This window comes from Stenotrophomonas sp. YJH_SMC_58 (assembly GCF_059369635.1).
This window is the reverse complement of the sequence record NZ_JCAFSW010000011.1, coordinates 72,392-88,312: the sequence shown is the minus strand read 5'-3', so window position 1 is coordinate 88,312 and position 15,921 is coordinate 72,392. Positions and strand designations below refer to the sequence as shown.

The 15,921-nt window shown below is 67.7% G+C and carries 14 protein-coding genes; 9 read left to right on the top strand and 5 right to left on the bottom strand.

Going from position 1 to position 15,921, the window contains the following annotated elements; translation table 11 throughout:
- The first annotated feature begins 28 nt into the window (after positions 1-28).
- The 4 genes from AC5P68_RS14940 to hemC all read left to right on the top strand — a co-directional run bounded on the left by AC5P68_RS14940 (position 29) and on the right by hemC (position 3,970).
- Positions 29-688, top strand: a complete 660-nt coding sequence (locus tag AC5P68_RS14940; RefSeq protein ID WP_033833966.1) for an alpha/beta hydrolase — start codon at positions 29-31, stop codon at positions 686-688.
- A gap of 3 nt (positions 689-691) precedes the next feature.
- Positions 692-1,735, top strand: coding sequence for a sensor histidine kinase (locus AC5P68_RS14935; protein ID WP_172958422.1), 1,044 nt, complete (start codon positions 692-694; stop codon positions 1,733-1,735).
- A gap of 10 nt (positions 1,736-1,745) precedes the next feature.
- Positions 1,746-2,477, top strand: coding sequence for a LytR/AlgR family response regulator transcription factor (locus AC5P68_RS14930; protein ID WP_033833965.1), 732 nt, complete (start codon positions 1,746-1,748; stop codon positions 2,475-2,477).
- 581 nt (positions 2,478-3,058) lie between these two features.
- A complete protein-coding gene (hemC, locus tag AC5P68_RS14925; protein ID WP_231522932.1) occupies positions 3,059-3,970 on the top strand; it encodes a hydroxymethylbilane synthase in 912 nt (303 codons plus the stop codon).
- Positions 3,971-4,041: 71 nt separating this feature from the next.
- Here hemC and AC5P68_RS14920 read toward each other — a convergent pair whose 3' ends face one another.
- Both AC5P68_RS14920 and AC5P68_RS14915 read right to left on the bottom strand, forming a co-directional pair.
- A complete protein-coding gene (locus AC5P68_RS14920; protein ID WP_005411146.1) occupies positions 4,042-4,818 on the bottom strand; it encodes a DUF481 domain-containing protein in 777 nt (258 codons plus the stop codon).
- 106 nt (positions 4,819-4,924) lie between these two features.
- Positions 4,925-5,527, bottom strand: a complete 603-nt coding sequence (locus AC5P68_RS14915) for a LolA-like protein (protein ID WP_038646374.1) — start codon at positions 5,525-5,527, stop codon at positions 4,925-4,927.
- A gap of 81 nt (positions 5,528-5,608) precedes the next feature.
- On the opposite strand from AC5P68_RS14915, the gene AC5P68_RS14910 reads away from it, so the two are divergent.
- Positions 5,609-6,580 (top strand): helix-turn-helix transcriptional regulator, encoded by a 972-nt coding sequence (locus AC5P68_RS14910; protein ID WP_033833960.1) that lies wholly within the window; start codon positions 5,609-5,611, stop codon positions 6,578-6,580.
- A gap of 26 nt (positions 6,581-6,606) precedes the next feature.
- Positions 6,607-7,401 carry a MetQ/NlpA family ABC transporter substrate-binding protein gene (locus tag AC5P68_RS14905; RefSeq protein WP_012481327.1) on the top strand — a complete coding sequence of 265 codons (795 nt, stop codon included), beginning with the start codon at positions 6,607-6,609 and terminating at the stop codon, positions 7,399-7,401.
- A gap of 106 nt (positions 7,402-7,507) precedes the next feature.
- On the opposite strand, the gene glpK is transcribed toward AC5P68_RS14905, so the two are convergent.
- From glpK to AC5P68_RS14890, 3 genes are all read right to left on the bottom strand, one after another.
- Positions 7,508-9,007, bottom strand: a complete 1,500-nt coding sequence (gene glpK / locus AC5P68_RS14900; RefSeq protein ID WP_005411142.1) for a glycerol kinase GlpK — start codon at positions 9,005-9,007, stop codon at positions 7,508-7,510.
- Between the two features lie 105 nt (positions 9,008-9,112).
- Entirely contained in the window at positions 9,113-10,618 is a 1,506-nt protein-coding gene (gene glpD, locus AC5P68_RS14895; protein ID WP_231522931.1) for a glycerol-3-phosphate dehydrogenase, read from the bottom strand.
- A gap of 128 nt (positions 10,619-10,746) precedes the next feature.
- Positions 10,747-11,382, bottom strand: a complete 636-nt coding sequence (locus AC5P68_RS14890) for an OmpW/AlkL family protein (protein WP_005411140.1) — start codon at positions 11,380-11,382, stop codon at positions 10,747-10,749.
- A gap of 186 nt (positions 11,383-11,568) precedes the next feature.
- Here AC5P68_RS14890 and AC5P68_RS14885 point away from each other — a divergent pair, with 186 nt between their 5' ends.
- The 3 genes from AC5P68_RS14885 (at position 11,569) to lpdA (ending at position 15,878) form a co-directional block, all read left to right on the top strand.
- Complete coding sequence (locus AC5P68_RS14885; protein WP_005411139.1) at positions 11,569-12,084, top strand: DNA-deoxyinosine glycosylase; 516 nt, start codon at positions 11,569-11,571, stop codon at positions 12,082-12,084.
- Positions 12,085-12,251: 167 nt separating this feature from the next.
- A complete protein-coding gene (gene aceF / locus AC5P68_RS14880; protein WP_423373127.1) occupies positions 12,252-13,961 on the top strand; it encodes a dihydrolipoyllysine-residue acetyltransferase in 1,710 nt (569 codons plus the stop codon).
- 108 nt (positions 13,962-14,069) lie between these two features.
- Positions 14,070-15,878: a dihydrolipoyl dehydrogenase gene (lpdA, locus tag AC5P68_RS14875; RefSeq protein ID WP_049454969.1), complete on the top strand. Its 1,809-nt coding sequence runs from the start codon at positions 14,070-14,072 to the stop codon at positions 15,876-15,878.
- The last annotated feature ends 43 nt before the right edge of the window (positions 15,879-15,921 follow it).

Below are 15,921 nucleotides of genomic sequence, written 5' to 3'. Positions count from 1 at the left end.
TGCGGCTCGAACTTGAAGGAGCCGCATCATGCTGCAAACGGTGGAACAGGAAACCGGCGCCTCGCCACAGTGGTCGGTAATCTGGCTGCACGGGCTTGGCGCCGACGGCCACGACTTCGCGCCGATCGTGCCGGAACTGGTGCGTCCGCACTGGCCGGCGCTGCGCTTCGTGTTCCCGCACGCACCGGTGCGGCCGATCACGATCAACAACGGCGTGCCGATGCGCGGCTGGTACGACATCGTCGGGATGGACTTCCGCTCGCGTGCCGACATGGCCGGCGTGCAGGAATCGGTGCTGCAGCTGGATGCGCTGATCGCACGTGAGATCGAGCGCGGCGTCGCGCCGGAGAAGATCTTCCTGGCCGGCTTCTCGCAGGGCGGGGCGATCATCCTCACCGCTGCACTGTCGCGCACCGCGCCACTGGCCGGCCTGATCGCACTGTCCACTTACCTGCCGGAAGCCGAGAGCGCCAGGCGCGTTGACGGTGCGGTGCAGGTGCCGGTGTTCATGGCCCATGGCAGCAGCGACCCGGTGATTCCGCAGGCGGTGGCCGCACACAGCGCGCAGGCCCTGCAGGCGCTGGGCCTGGAGGTGGAGTGGCACAGCTACCCGATGGCCCACCAGGTCTGCGCCGAAGAGATCCAGGCGCTGGGTGACTGGCTGCAGGAACGGTTGGGCGCTGCCTGAGCCATGCCCCCGGCCAGCACATCGCCGTGGATGCCGGAACTGTGCCGCCTGCCGCGGCTGGCGGCGATGCTCGGCCTGGCCCAGCTGGCGGTGGTGGTGCTGGCGCTGGCGCCCGATGGCAGCCGCCACTGGGCCTTCGGCGAGCTGCTGTCGGCCAGCGGCTTCGCGCTGTGGCTGGCGCTGGCGGTGACCGCCAGCCTGTGCCTCCTGCGGCAGGCTCTGTCGAGGCTGCCGCCGGTGCTGGGCGCTGTCGCGGCGATCGTGCTGGCGACCCTGATCGCGGTGGTCTGTGCCGGCATCGTGCATGCATTGTACGCGGTACTGGGCGACAACTTCGCCCGCGGCATCAGCTTCTGGCGCTTCACCCTGGGCAGTGCGGCAACCACGGCACTGATCGCCGCGCTTGCCCTGCGCTACTTCTATGTGAGCGATCGCTGGGCCGCGCAGGTGCAGGCCAACGCGCGTGCCCAGGCCGACGCGCTGCAGGCGCGGATCCGGCCGCACTTCCTGTTCAACAGCATGAACCTGATCGCCAGCCTGCTGCATCGCGATCCGGCGGTGGCCGAACGCGCGGTGCTGGATCTGTCCGATCTGTTCCGTGCTGCCCTGGGCGCGGGCGAGGGCGACTCCACCCTGCGTGACGAATGCGAGCTGGCCGAGCGCTATCTGTCGATAGAGTCGCTGCGCCTCGGCGAGCGTCTGCAGGTGCGCTGGCAGCGCGATGAGCCGCTGCCGTGGGACCTGCCACTGCCGAGGCTGGTACTGCAGCCGCTGGTGGAAAACGCAGTGCTGCATGGTATTTCGCGGCTGCCCGAGGGCGGCACCATCGAATTGCAGCTGGTGCGCGAGGGCAACGAGCTGCAGATCCGCGTGCGCAATCCCGCGCCCGATCCGCAGGCGCCGGGGTTGGCGCTGGCGCGTGGTGCCGGCCATGCCCAGCACAGCATCGCTCATCGGCTGGCGTGGCGCTTCGGCGCCGCCGCGCGGATGACGGCTGGCTGGAGCGAGGGCTACTATGCCTGCCAGGTGACAGTGCCGATCCAGTGAGGGGACGACCGTGAGGGTAGTCATCGCCGATGACGAACCGCTGGCGCGGGAACGCCTGCGCAGCCTGCTGGCGGCGCAGGACGGGGTGGACGTGGTGGCCGAGGCCGGCAACGGCGAGCAGGCCCTGCATGCGTGCGCGGAGCTGCAGCCGGACCTGGTCCTGCTGGATATCGCCATGCCCGGGCTGGACGGCCTGGAAGCCGCCCGCCACCTGGCCAGCTTCGAGCCGCGCCCGGCGGTGGTGTTCTGCACGGCTTATGACGCGCATGCGCTGTCGGCGTTCGAGGCGGCGGCCATCGATTACCTGATGAAGCCGGTCCGCGCCGAGCGCCTTGCCGCAGCGATCGCACGTGCACGCACGTTCCTGGCCGGCCGCGATGGCCAGCCGCAGGACAACGGCGGGCAGCAGGCCCGCAGCATGCTGTGCGCACGCCTGCGTGGCAGCCTGCGGCTGATCCCGCTGGACGACATCCACTACCTGCAGGCGGAAGAGAAGTACGTGGTGGTGCACCATGCGCGCGGCGAGGACCTGATCGAGGAGTCGCTGAAGTCGCTGGAGGAAGAGTTCGCCAGCCGCTTCATCCGCATCCATCGCAACTGCCTGGTGGCGCGCCACGAGCTGGTGGAGCTGCGTCGAGGCTCGGGTGGTCAAGTGCAGGCGGTGCTGCGGCATGGCAAGCAGCCGCTGGAAGTCAGCCGCCGCTGCGTGGCGACGCTGAAGCAGGAACTGCGGCATCTGTGAGTGGTCCCGCGCGGCCTGCGGCCGCGACTGCTATGAAATCAACAGCAACAGCAACAGCAACAGCAACAGCAACAGCGGGTCATGGCTCGTTGTTTCTACGTGCTGGGTTGGGCCGGGGTGGGGCGGCGGGACACGCTGCAAGTACATCCATGTAAGCTCGATGGCGCCATCCATGGCGCCAACGGTCCCGCCGCCCCACCCCGGCCCAACCCTCTCGTTCTTCAACGCATCGGGCAGCAAGAGCATTGTTGTTATCGGCTTGGAAAGAGGGGGCAGATCCCTTTTCCTGCGGAAAAGGGATCTGACCCCGGAAGCCGTCGGCTGTTGCTTTTGCTTCTGCTTTTTTCTTTTGATCTTCCGTGGCTGACGCGCACTGAAGCTGTCAGAGGCCGGGCGGGGTGGGGTCGCGGGGGTGTCCGCGGCATGGATGCCGCGGCCAAGCCTCCACGGACGGATTCACGGCGTCCCCCGTGACCCCACCCCGTCCGGCCAAGCGCGGCTGTTGCTTTCACGACCCCTCCGCCAGCCACGAGGGGCTCCGCCGTTGGCCGTATCCGCGCCGAAGGCGCGATAATGACCGGATGGAAACCGTCCGCATCGCCACCCGCAAGAGCCCGCTCGCCCTCTGGCAGAGCGAACACGTCGCCGACCGCCTGCGCCAGGCCCATTCCGGCTTGCATGTGGAACTGGTGCCGATGAGCACCCGCGGCGACGAAGTGCTCGACCGTTCGCTGGCCGCCATCGGTGGCAAGGGCCTGTTCCTGAAGGAGCTGGAGCTGGCCATGCTGCGCGGTGAGGCCGACTGCGCGGTGCACTCGCTGAAGGATGTGCCGATGGAACTGGATGCGCCGTTCGCGTTGCCGGCAATGCTGACCCGTCACGATCCCGCCGATGGCTTCGTCTCCAACCTGTACGCCTCGCTGGACGCGCTGCCGATCGGTGCGCGGGTCGGGACCTCGTCGCTGCGTCGCCAGGCGCAGCTGCGCGCGCTGCGACCGGACCTGGAACTGCTCGACCTGCGCGGTAACGTCAACACCCGGCTGGCCAAACTCGACAACGGTGGCTACGACGCCATCGTGCTGGCCGTGGCCGGCCTGGAGCGTCTGGGTCTCGGCGAGCGCATCGTCGCGCGCCTGCAACCGCCGCAGTGGCTGCCGGCCCCGGCGCAGGGCGCGGTGGCGGTGGAGTGCGATGGTGGCAATGCGCGTCTGATGGCGTTGTTCGCCCCGCTTGATGACGCGGCCACGCGTGCCTGCGTGGAAGCCGAGCGGGCGATGAATCGTGCGTTGCACGGCAGCTGCCACGTGCCGGTGGCGGCCATCGCGCAGTGGCAGGGCGATGACCTGCACCTGCAGGGGCTGGTTGGCAGCGCCAGCGACGGCCGTGCGGTGCGCGCCGAAGCCGTGGGCCCAGGCAGTGATCCGGAAGCGCTGGGCCAGCAAGTGGCGAAGATGCTGCTGGATGCCGGTGCCGGCGAACTGCTGAACGTCTGAGCCATCGCAGGTCGTGCCGGCCAGCGGCCGGCACCACCGGAAGAAGAACGGGCGCCCTTGGCGCCCGTTTCTTACTTGAACTTGTAGACCACGTTCATCGTCGTCAGCGTATCGGTCTTGCGCTTGTCCTCGGCCACGTCACTGTTGTAACGCGCCTGCCAGCCGGCCTTCAGCGCCAGGTGCTCGTTCATGCTCACCGACACGCCGAAGTCGTTCTGGCCGAAGGTGTTGTACGAACCGGATTCGACCAGCAGGGTGTTGACCAGGTCGGTGTTGTCGGTCAGCGAGTACTTCATGTCGAACAGGCCGCGGCCGATCATGCCGGTGCGGGTGCGGTCGTCCTCGGTGCTGTGGGTGCGGCGCACACCGGGGCCGATCTGCGCGTCGAACGAGAAGCGCTCGGTGTTCCACAGGCGGGTGCCGTAACCCAGACCGAACGAGCTCTGGCGGTCGTAGGTGGCGAAGTCGTCGCGCTCGGTACGCACCGTGGCCGTCAGCTGGCGGTGCTCGCCCAGCTGCAGCGCGCTGCCGGCACTGCCGGTGTAGCGGTTGGCGGTGGTGTTGTTGCGGCGGGTGGTGGTGCCGTCGTCGCGGGTCTCGGTCACCTTGGAGCTGGAGCGCAGGCCGGCCAGGTCCATGCTGTGCACCCAGTCGCCGTCGGTGTAGCGCAGGCGCAGGCGGCCGTTGAAGCTCTCGGTGCTGCTGTTGCCGCGTGCCGAGGCGAAGCCGAGCTCGCCGCCACTGCCGCTCCACGGCGAAGACATCGCCGCCAGTTCGGAGGCATCCTGTGCATACGCGAGCGGCGCGCACAGCAGCAGGGGGATCAGCAGGGACACGCGCAGGGACATCGGGGCTTCTCCGAAGCGGTTGACAGCCGGTGATGATACTGGAAGCGTGATGGCGGTCAGAATCGATCCAAGGCGCGCTTCAGCAGACGTTGCCGCGGACGCCTATTCAGGGCAGATCGATACGCAATGCCGGGTCGTTGAAGCGCGAATAGCGCAGGCGCAGCTGGAAATTGCGGCCATTGCTGCTGCCGCTGCGCACGATCTGCCGTGGCAGGCCCTGGGCGTCCACCCAGTACTCCAGGCGTTCGCCGGCCTGCGCGCCGCGCAGGCGGTAGTGACGGGTCTCGACTCCATCCAGCGATTGGCTGCCCAGGTCTTCGGCCTGCAGCTCGGCAGGCAGGGCGTCGGCCGGCAAGGGATTGCGCCACTGCTCCAGCAGGCCCGGCGGGGTGGGAACCTGGCGGATCGCACCGTCGGCCTGCAGGAACATGGTGTCGCCAATGATCGTCTGCGGCCCGCCCGGGGTCTGCACCCGGAAGCGGTCGGGGGCGACGAAGTCCATGGCACTGCGCACCGGCTGCGGCGCGCCCAGCACCTCCAGCTCGGCATGGAAACTGCCCAGGGCCGCAAAGCGTTGGCTGGCGCCCAGTACGGCCTGGGCCGGATCGGCCGCGGGCACGGGGGCTTCGGTCCTCGCCGGCGCCGGTGCGCGATCGCAGGCAGCCAGCAGCAGGCAGGCCAGCAGGGACAGGGCGGGCAACCGGCGCATCGGGCATTCCATGGGGGTGGGGGCGACCACGATAGCCCAAACGTCCCACACAAGACCCGCGACTCGGACATAATCGGGGGTATGGACCGATACGAACGCATCACCGCCCTGCATCGTCTGCTCAAGTCCGCGCGCTATCCGGTGACGGTGGCGACTCTGCAGGACAAGCTCGGTTGTTCCCGTGCCACCGTCTACCGCGACCTGGCCTTCCTGCGCGATGCGCTGATGGCACCGATCGAGGGCGACGGCGAGGCCGGCTTCCGCTACCAGGCCGACGAGAGCGACCGCTTCGAACTGCCTGGCCTCTGGCTCAGCTCGGAGGAGCTGCACGCCCTGCTGGCCTCGCAGCACCTGCTGGCGCGTACCGGCGGCGGCGTGCTGTCCTCGGTGCTGGCGCCGCTGCAGCAGCGTATCGAGAGCCTGCTGGCTGCCCAGGCCGGTGTCTCCAACTGGCCGGTGGATCGTGTGCGGGTAATCCCGCACCGCGGCCGCAAGTTCGATGAAGGCAGCTTCCGCAGTGTGGCCTCGGCGGTGCTGGAGCGCCGCCAGCTGGCGTTCGAGTACCGCGCCCGCTCCACCGACGAGCCGACCAAGCGCACCGTTTCGCCGCAGCGCCTGACCCACTACCGCGACAACTGGTACCTGGATGCCTGGGACCATGACCGCGAGGCGCTTCGCAGCTTTGCCGTGGATCGCATCCACAAGGCGCGGGTGATCGACAGCACCGCCCGTGACGTCGCCGACAGCGAGCTGGACGAGCAGCTGGGTGCCAGCTACGGCATCTTCTCCGGTGCGCCGAAGGGCTGGGCGACCATCCTGTTCAGTGCCAAGGCCGCGCGCTGGGTGGCCGACGAGCATTGGCACTCCAAGCAGCAGGGCCGCTTCCTGGCCGATGGCCGCTATGAACTGAAGGTGCCGTACAGCGTCTCACGCGAACTGCTGATGGACGTGCTGCACTACGGCTCGGATGCCGAAATCGTCGAGCCGGTGATGCTGCGCGAGCAGGCCAAGGCGCTGCTCGAGCTGGCCCTGAGCAACTACGAAAAATCCTGACACTCCCCCCGAGAACTCCCCCGCCCATGAAGAAGACCCTGTTGCTGCCCCTGCTCGCCGCTGCGCTGGCCCTGACCGCCTGCGGCAAGTCCGGCGAGCCCTCGCAGAAGCTGGTGGTGGCCGCCACGGCCGTGCCGCATGCCGAGATCCTTGAGGTGGTCAAGCCGATCCTCAAGCAGGAAGGCGTGGACCTGGACGTGCGCGTGTTCAACGACTACGTGCAGCCCAACGACCAGCTGGTGCAGAAGCAGGTGGACGCCAACTACTTCCAGACCGAGCCGTACCTGGATGCCTACAACCGCGATCGCAAGACCGATCTGGTGAAGGTAATCGGCGTGCATATCGAGCCGTTCGGTGCCTATTCGCGCAAGGTCAAGTCGCTGGCCGAGCTGCGCGACGGTGCCGACGTGGTGATCCCGAACGACCCGAGCAACAACAGCCGCGCGCTGATCCTGCTGCACAAGGCCGGCGTGATCGAGCTGAAGGATCCGGCCAACGCGCTGTCGACCCTGCGTGACATCACCGCCAACCCGAAGAACCTGAAGTTCCGCGAGCTGGACTCGGCGATGCTGCCGCGCGTGCTGGACCAGGTCGACCTGGCCCTGATCAACACCAACTACGCGCTGGATGCGGGCCTCAACCCGACCAAGGATGCACTGGCGATCGAGAGCAAGGACTCGCCGTACGTGAACTTCCTGGTCGCGCGGCCGGACAACAAGGACGACGCCCGCGTGCAGAAGCTGGCCAAGGCCCTGACCAGCCCGCAGGTGAAGGCTTTCATCGAGACCAGGTACAAGGGCGCGGTGCTGCCGGCGTTCTGACCGGCGCTACGGGCGTTCTGGCCATGCGGTAGTGCCGGCCGCTGGCCGGCAATCTGCAAACGCCGCCAAGGATCATGGGGTTGCCGGCCAGCGGCCGGCACGACCTTCAGTCGACGTGGAAGGCGAGGGTGGCCGCTACGGCCTGCTGCCAGCCTGCATACAGTTTCTCGCGCCGCGCCACTTCCATCTGTGGCTCGAAGCGCCGGTCCAGGCCCCATTGCGCGGCGATCTGCTCGCGGCTGGACCAGAACCCGACGGCCAGACCGGCCAGGTAGGCCGCGCCCAGCGCGGTGGTCTCGGTCAGCCGCGGCCGCAGCAGAGGCACCCCAAGGATGTCGGCCTGGAAGCCGGCCAGGAAGTCGTTGCCGATCGCACCACCGTCGGCGCGCAGTTCGGTCAGCGCGATGCCCGCATCGGACTGCATCGCATCAAGCACGTCGCGGGTCTGGTAGGCCATCGCCTCCAGCGCGGCACGCACGAAGTGTGCCTTGCGGGTGCCACGGGTCAGGCCGAACATCGCGCCGCGAACATCGCTGCGCCAGTAGGGCGCGCCCAAGCCGACGAATGCCGGCACCAGATACGCGCCGCCGCTGTCCGGCACCTGCGCGGCCAGTGCCTGGCTGTCGCTGGCACGCTCGATCATGCGCAGGCCGTCACGCAGCCACTGCACCACCGAGCCGGCGATGAAGATCGAGCCTTCGAGTGCATATTCCACGCGCCCGTCCAGGCCCCAGGCAATGGTCGTCAGCAGGCCGTTGCGCGAGCGCACCGCCTGCGTGCCGGTGTGCATCAGCATGAAGCAGCCGGTGCCATAGGTGTTCTTGACCATGCCCGGCTGGAAGCAGGCCTGGCCGAACAGCGCCGCCTGCTGGTCTCCGGCGATGCCGGCGATCGGGATCGGGTGGTCGAAGAAGAACTGCGGCCGGGTGTGCGCATACACCGTGCTGGAATCGCGCACCTGCGGCAGCATCGCGCGGGGTATGTCCAGCAGCGCCAGCAGGTCGTCATCCCAGTCCAGCGTGTGGATGTTGAACAACAGGGTGCGTGCGGCGTTGCTGTAGTCGGTCACATGCGCCTGGCCGCCACTGAGGTTCCATACCAGCCAGCTGTCGATGGTGCCGAACAGCAGCTCGCCACGCTCGGCGCGTTGCTGCGCACCTTCCACGTGGTCGAGGATCCAGCGCACCTTGGTGGCGGAAAAATAGGCGTCGATCAGCAGGCCGGTGCGTTCGCGGACCAGTGCCTCATGCCCGTCGCACTTCAGTCGCTCGCAGATGGCATGGCTCTGCCGCGACTGCCAGACGATGGCATTGTGGATCGGCTGGCCGCTGGCGCGGTCCCAGACCACGGTGGTCTCGCGCTGGTTGGTGATGCCCAGCGCGGCGATATGACGCGGGTCGATCTGTTCGCGGCTGAGCAGTTCGGTCAGCGTGGCATAGACACTGGTGAGGATCTCGCGCGGGTCATGCTCGACCCAGCCGGGTTGCGGGAAGATCTGCGCGAACTCGCGCTGCGCACTGCCGACGATGTCGCCAGCACGGTCGAACAGGATCGCGCGCGAACTGGTGGTGCCCTGGTCGATGGCCAGCACGTAGCGGGGCGTCATGCAGCGTCTCCGGTGGCGATGGGGAAATCCTAATGCATCGATCGCGTCGCGCGCGGCCACCCTGGTAGCTGCCAACCTTGGTTGGCACACGTGGCAACACGGGGGTCAGAGCCCTTTCCCTGGGAAAGGGATCCGACCCCCCATCCACGCCTGCAGCCGCGCCACCTGCGCCGCATCCAGCCGCAGCCCCAGCTTGCTCCGCCGCCACAGCACGTCCTCGGCATTCAAGGCCCATTCGTGGTCGCGCAGGAAGTCCACTTCGCGGGCATGCAGGCCGCCGCCAAACTCCTCGCCAAGATCGCCCTTGCCCTGAGCGCCCTGCAGCAGCTCCGCGCTGCGGCTGCCGTAGGCGCCGGCCCAGCGGCGCGCAATCTCTGCGGGCAGCCACGGTGCCAGTGCCTGCAGGCGCGAGCACGCCTGCGTGGCGTCGCCCCAGTCGCTGCCCGGCAGTGGGTGGCCCGTTGCCGTCCATGCCGGTCCCATCTGCGGCAGGGCGGGGCGCAGCAGGTCCAGCGCTTCTTCGGCCAGCACGCGGTACGTGGTCAGCTTGCCGCCCAGCACATGCAGCGCGGGCGCCGGGCCGGACTGCAACTGCAGGCGGTAGTCACGGCTCAGCTTCGCTGCACGCGGATCGGGATCGGCAAGTAGCGGGCGTACCCCTGCGAACTGCCAGACCACGTCCTGCGGGGTGATCGGCTCGCGCAGGTAGTGGTTGGCGGCCTCGCACAGGTAAGCCACCTCCGAAGGCAGCACGCTGCACCGGGCCGGGTCGCCGCGGTAGTCGGTGTCGGTGGTGCCGACCAGCAGGTGGTCGTGGGCGAACGGCAGCAGGAACACCACGCGGCCATCGGGCTGCTGAAGCAGGCAGGCGCTGTCGTCGGGCCAGGGCCGGCGCAGCACGATGTGGCTGCCCTGTACCAGGCGCAGGGCGGGGCCGCCATCGCGCGCCTGCATACGTTCCAGCAGGCCTCCTGCCCAAGGGCCGGCTGCATTGGCAACGGCCTGGGCGATCACCGTTTGCTGCCGGCCGTCGGTGGCTTCCAACGTGGCCTGCCAACGGCCCAGCACAGGGCGCAGTTCAATGCAGCGGCTGCGCACATGTACCCGTGCGCCACGCCGGGCGGCATCCAGCGCATTGAGCAGTACCAGCCGCGCGTCATCGACCTGTGCATCGGCGTAGCTGAAGGCCTGCCGCAGCGCCGGGGAGAGCCAGGGGCCAAGCGGGTCGCGTTGCAGGTCCAGTGCGCGCGAGGCGGGAAAACTCGGGCTGCGCCCGCCCAGATGGTCATACAGCCACAGGCCCGCGCGCAGCATCCAGCGCGGTCGCAGGTGGGGTTCCCATGGCAGTACGAAGCGCAACGGACGGACCAGATGGGGGGCCTGCCGCCGCACCACTTCGCGTTCACCCAGTGCCTTGCGCACCAGTCCGAACTCGCCCTGTTCAAGGTAGCGCAGGCCGCCGTGGATCAGTTTGCTGCTGGCGCTGGAGGTGTGCGCGGCCAGGTCATCCTGCTCGCACAACAGCACCCGCAGGCCGCGGCCGGCCGCATCACGGGCGATGCCGGCGCCGTTGATGCCGCCACCGATCACCAGCAGGTCGACGTCGTCCATCGCGTCTCCGTGTCCTGTGTGTGCGTAGAGTCGACTGACAGTCGACTCTACAGAACGCGGGTGACGGAAACGACGACGGGCCCCGCAGGGCCCGTCGCGTTACATCCGTGAAGCCGGTGCTGCCTGGATCAGAAGCGGGCACCGATGCCGAAGCCGACGGTCCACGGATCCATCTTGGCTTCGCCGATCTTCTCACCGCCGACCTTCACGTCCGGACGCGAACGCATGTAGCGGGCATCGGCACGGGCGAACCAGGTGGAGTTGATGTTCATGTCCACGCCGACGGTGCCGATCACGCCCTTGGCGTCCTTGAGGCGGATGTCGGAGCTGCTGCCGTCGGCCAGCGTTTCATTGCTGAAGCTGGACTGGTAGTAGCCCACGCCCACGAACGGACGGAACACGTTGTCAGCCTGGCCGAAGTGGTACTGGCCGCTCAGCGCGACCGGCTGCTGCTCGACGTTGCCCAGGCGGGCATTGTTCGGGCCCTTCACCTTGTGGTCGAACTTGTCGGCGGCGCCCCACAGTTCAACGGCCCAGTTGTCGTTGATGTAGTAGCTGAAGCTGACGGTCGGCGCCGGGCCACCATCGACCTTCTTGATGCCGTCGATCGGATCATTCTTCGGCTGCAGCAGCGCGACGCCGCCAACCACGGCAAAATGCTTGCCCGAAGCGGTATCGGTGGAGCTGCTGTCCTGGGCGAAAGCGGCCGGCGCGAAGGCGGCGGAGGTCAGCAGGGCGAGACTCAGGATACGGATGGAGCGCATGGGGGTATCTCCTAATGTTTCTTGTTTTGGGCCCCCGGTTGCGGGGCGAGCACACCGTAGTCGCCTCAACATGAATCGAATCCGACGCGCGTTAAAAAATAGTTTTCCTTGTTCAGCGATCAGCGCGAAAAGCCTGTATCCATGGGGTTTCTGGTCGTCAGTGGCATTCATTCAGTTGGAGAAGATGTGAGCGCGGCAACGCTGTGCGTCGGCCTGCAAGCGCAGGTGAACGTGGATTGCAGGGTACTGCTGCTGGGTTCGATGCCAGGCGTGGCATCCCTCCAGGAGCAGCGTTACTACGCGCATCCGCGCAACCGCTTCTGGCCGCTGATGGCCGATATCTGCGGTTTCGACGCGGCTCTGCCCTATGTGCAACGGCTGCAGGCGTTGAACGCCGCGGGCATCGGCCTGTGGGATGTGATCGGCCGCTGCGAGCGGCGCGGCAGCCTGGATGCCGACATCGTGCGTGGCACGGAAGTGGCCAATGCGCTGCCGGAACTGATCGCCACGCTGCCTGAGCTGAAGCTGATCGGCTGCAATGGTGGTGCGTCGCTGCAGGCGTTCCAGCGCTGGGTGCTGCCACGGCTGGAAACCCCGCCGAAGCTGGTCGCATTGCCGTCGACCAGCCCTGCCAATGCGGCGTGGTCGTTGCCGCGCCTGCGCCAGGCCTGGCAGCCGGTGGCCGACGCGCGGGCGACATGAAGCGGACATCGTCCGGACAATACGCTACCGACTGGTCGCGGCCGCGACCCATTGGCAACAGCCTGTCCCGGCTGCGTGCGTACTGAAAACACCTGTAACGGTTGGCGCTGGACCCCGCTGGCCGCACAATAGACGTTTCCCTACACCAGATTGCCGGAGTTATCCCCATGGCCGAAATCAAGGAAGCACTTGTCCCCGATATCGGTGACTACAGCGATATCCCGGTAATCGAGGTGCTTGTCGCCGTCGGCGACACGGTCAAGAAGGACCAGGGCCTGGTGACGCTGGAAAGCGACAAGGCGACCATGGAAGTGCCGTCCACGGTGGCTGGTGTGGTCAAGGAACTGAAGGTCAAGGTCGGCGACAGCCTGTCCGAAGGCAAGGTCGTGGCCCTGATCGAAGTGGCCGCAGGCGAAGCCGAAGCCGCCAAGCCGGCGGCCGCCGCGCCGGCACCGGCCAAGGCCGCTGCCCCGGCTGCCGCCACCCAGAGCGCACCGGCCCCGGCCGCAGCTGCGCCGGCTGCCAGCGGTGGTGCGGTTGAAGCGCTGGTGCCGGATATCGGCGACTACTCCGGCATTCCGGTCATCGAAGTGCTGGTCGCCGTCGGCGACACGGTCAAGAAGGACCAGGGCCTGGTCACGCTGGAAAGCGACAAGGCCACCATGGAAGTGCCGTCGTCGGTGGCCGGCGTGGTCAAGGAGATCAAGGTCAAGGTCGGCGACACTCTGTCGCAGGGCAATGTGGTCGCCATCATCGAAGCCGAGGGCGCTGCCGCGCCGGCGCCGACCAAGGCGGCCGCTGCGGCCGCTCCGGCTGCCGCCGAGACCGCCACCAAGGTCGAGCCGGTCGCTGTGCCGGTGCAGCCGGACAAGCTGGCGGCCCGCGAGATCGCCTCGGCCGGTACCCCGTCCAGCCCGCCGGTGCAGTTCAACGCCGATGGCGTGCTGCCCGCCAAGGTGCCGTATGCCACCCCGGCGGTGCGTGTGTTCGCCCGCGAACTGGGCGTGGACCTGCTGCAGATCAACGGCACCGAGAAGGGTGGCCGCATCACCAAGGGTGACGTGCAGAAGTTCGTCAAGGCCGCCCTCAGCGGTGGCGTGCCGGCTGCCGGCGGTGCTGCTGTCGCTGCCGGTGGTGGCCTGAACCTGCTGCCGTGGCCGAAGGTCGACTTCAGCAAGTTCGGCGAGACCGAAGTGCAGCCGCTGTCGCGCATCAAGAAGATCTCGGGTGCGAACCTGGCCCGCAACTGGGCGATGATCCCGCACGTCACCCAGTTCGAGCAGGCCGACATCACCGACCTGGAAGGCCTGCGCGTGGTGCTGAACAAGGAGAACGAGAAGGCCGGCATCAAGCTGACCATGCTCGCCTTCCTGATCAAGGCCAGCGCCGCAGCGCTGAAGAAGTTCCCGGAGTTCAACGCCTCGCTCGATGCCAGCGGTGAAAACCTGACCCTGAAGAAGTACTTCCACATCGGCTTCGCCGCCGACACGCCGAACGGCCTGGTCGTGCCGGTGATCCGCGACGTGGACAAGAAGGGCGTGGTGCAGATCGCGCAGGAAACCGGCGAACTGGCCAAGAAGGCGCGCGACGGCAAGCTCGGCCCGGCCGACATGAGCGGCGGCTGCTTCTCGATCAGCTCGCTGGGCGGCATCGGCGGCACCGCGTTCACCCCGATCGTCAATGCACCGGAAGTGGCCATCCTCGGTGTCTCCAAGTCGTCCATCCAGCCGGTCTGGAACGGCAAGGAATTCGCACCGAAGCTGATGCTGCCGCTGTCGCTGAGCTACGACCACCGCGTCATCGACGGCGCCCTGGCCGCACGCTTCACCACGTACCTGTCCCAGGTACTGGCCGACATGCGCCGCGTGCTGCTGTAAGGCACCCGCTTCGCCCCCACCGTGCGGCCGCAGCCCCTGGCGCGGCCGCGTGAACAGATGCAGTGACAGCCCACCGGCCATGCCGGGCGGGCATGAGGAAAACCCACCATGGCCACGATTGAAGTCAAGGTTCCCGACATCGGCGATTACAGCGATGTGCCGGTGATCGAAGTGTTGGTCGCCGTCGGCGACACGGTGAAGAAGGACCAGGGTCTGGTAACCCTGGAATCGGACAAGGCCACCCTGGAAGTGCCGTCCTCGGCTGCCGGCGTGGTCAAGGAGATCAAGGTCAAGCTGGGCGACACCCTGTCCGAAGGCGCCGTGGTCGTGGTGCTGGACGCTGAAGGCGCCGCCGAAGCCCCGGCCAAGGCCGCTGCGCCGGCTCCGGCTGCAGCCGCTCCGGCCAGCAAGCCGCCGGTGACCCCGTCGCACCGCGCCCCGGCCGAACCGGCTGCGCCGAAGCCGGCGCTGTCCAGCGGCAAGCCGGCCGACATCGAATGCGAGATGGTCGTGCTGGGCTCGGGCCCGGGCGGCTACACCGCCGCCTTCCGCGCTGCCGACGTCGGTCTGGATACGGTGCTGGTCGAACGCTACGCCAGCCTCGGCGGCGTCTGCCTCAATGTGGGCTGCATTCCGTCCAAGGCGCTGCTGCACGCCGCAGCGGTCATCGACGAAGTGGCCCACGCGGGTGATTTCGGCGTCGAATTCGGCAAGCCGACCATCACCCTGGACAAGCTGCGCGAGTACAAGGAAAAGGTCGTCAACCAGCTGACCAAGGGCCTGGCCGGCATGGCCAAGCAGCGCAAGGTCCGCAGCGTGCAGGGCGTCGGCAAGTTCATCTCGGCCAACGAGCTGGAAATCACCGCTGCTGACGGCAGCACCCAGCTGCTGCGCTTCCAGAAGTGCATCATCGCCGCCGGTTCGCAGGCGGTGAAGCTGCCGAACTTCCCGTGGGACGACAAGCGCGTGATGGATTCCACCGACGCGCTGGAGCTGGCCGAAGTGCCGGGCTCGCTGCTGGTCGTCGGCGGCGGCATCATCGGCCTGGAAATGGCCACCGTGTACAGCGCGCTGGGCAGCAAGGTCACCGTGGTCGAGTTCATGGACCAGCTGATGCCGGGCGCCGACAAGGACCTGGTCAAGCCGCTGGCCGACCGCCTGAAGAAGCAGGGCATCGAAGTGCACCTGAAGACCAAGGCCTCGGGCGTCACCGCCGATGCCAAGGGCATCACCGTCACCTTCGAAGCCGCCGAGGAAGGCCAGGCGCCTGCGCTGGCGCAGGGCACCTTCGACCGCGTGCTGGTGGCCGTGGGCCGCTCGCCGAACGGCAGGAAGATCGATGCCGAGAAGGCCGGCGTGCAGGTCACCGACCGTGGCTTCATCCCGGTCGACCGCCAGATGCGCACCAACGTGCCGCACATCTTTGCCATCGGCGACATCGTCGGCAACCCGATGCTGGCCCACAAGGCCACGCATGAGGGCAAGCTGGCCGCCGAAGTGGCTGCTGGGCACAAGAAGGAATGGGTGGCCCGCGTGATTCCGTCGGTGGCCTATACCAACCCGGAAATCGCCTGGGTTGGCGTGACCGAGACCGAAGCCAAGGCCAAGGGCCTGAAGGTCGGCGTGGCCAAGTTCCCGTGGGCCGCCAGTGGCCGCGCGATCGGCATCGGCCGCACCGAGGGCTTCACCAAGCTGATCTTCGACGAAGAAACCCACCGCATCATCGGCGGTGCGATCGTCGGCGTGCACGCCGGTGATCTGCTGGCCGAGATCGGCCTGGCCATCGAGATGGGTGCGGAGGCGGAAGACATCGGCCACACCATCCATGCCCACCCGACGCTGAGCGAGTCGGTGGCGATGGCGTCGGAAATCTACGACGGCACGATCACCGATCTGTACATGCCGAAGAAGAAGTAAGGCGCCCGCGCCGTTCCGAACGAAAAGCCCTGGCATCTGCTGG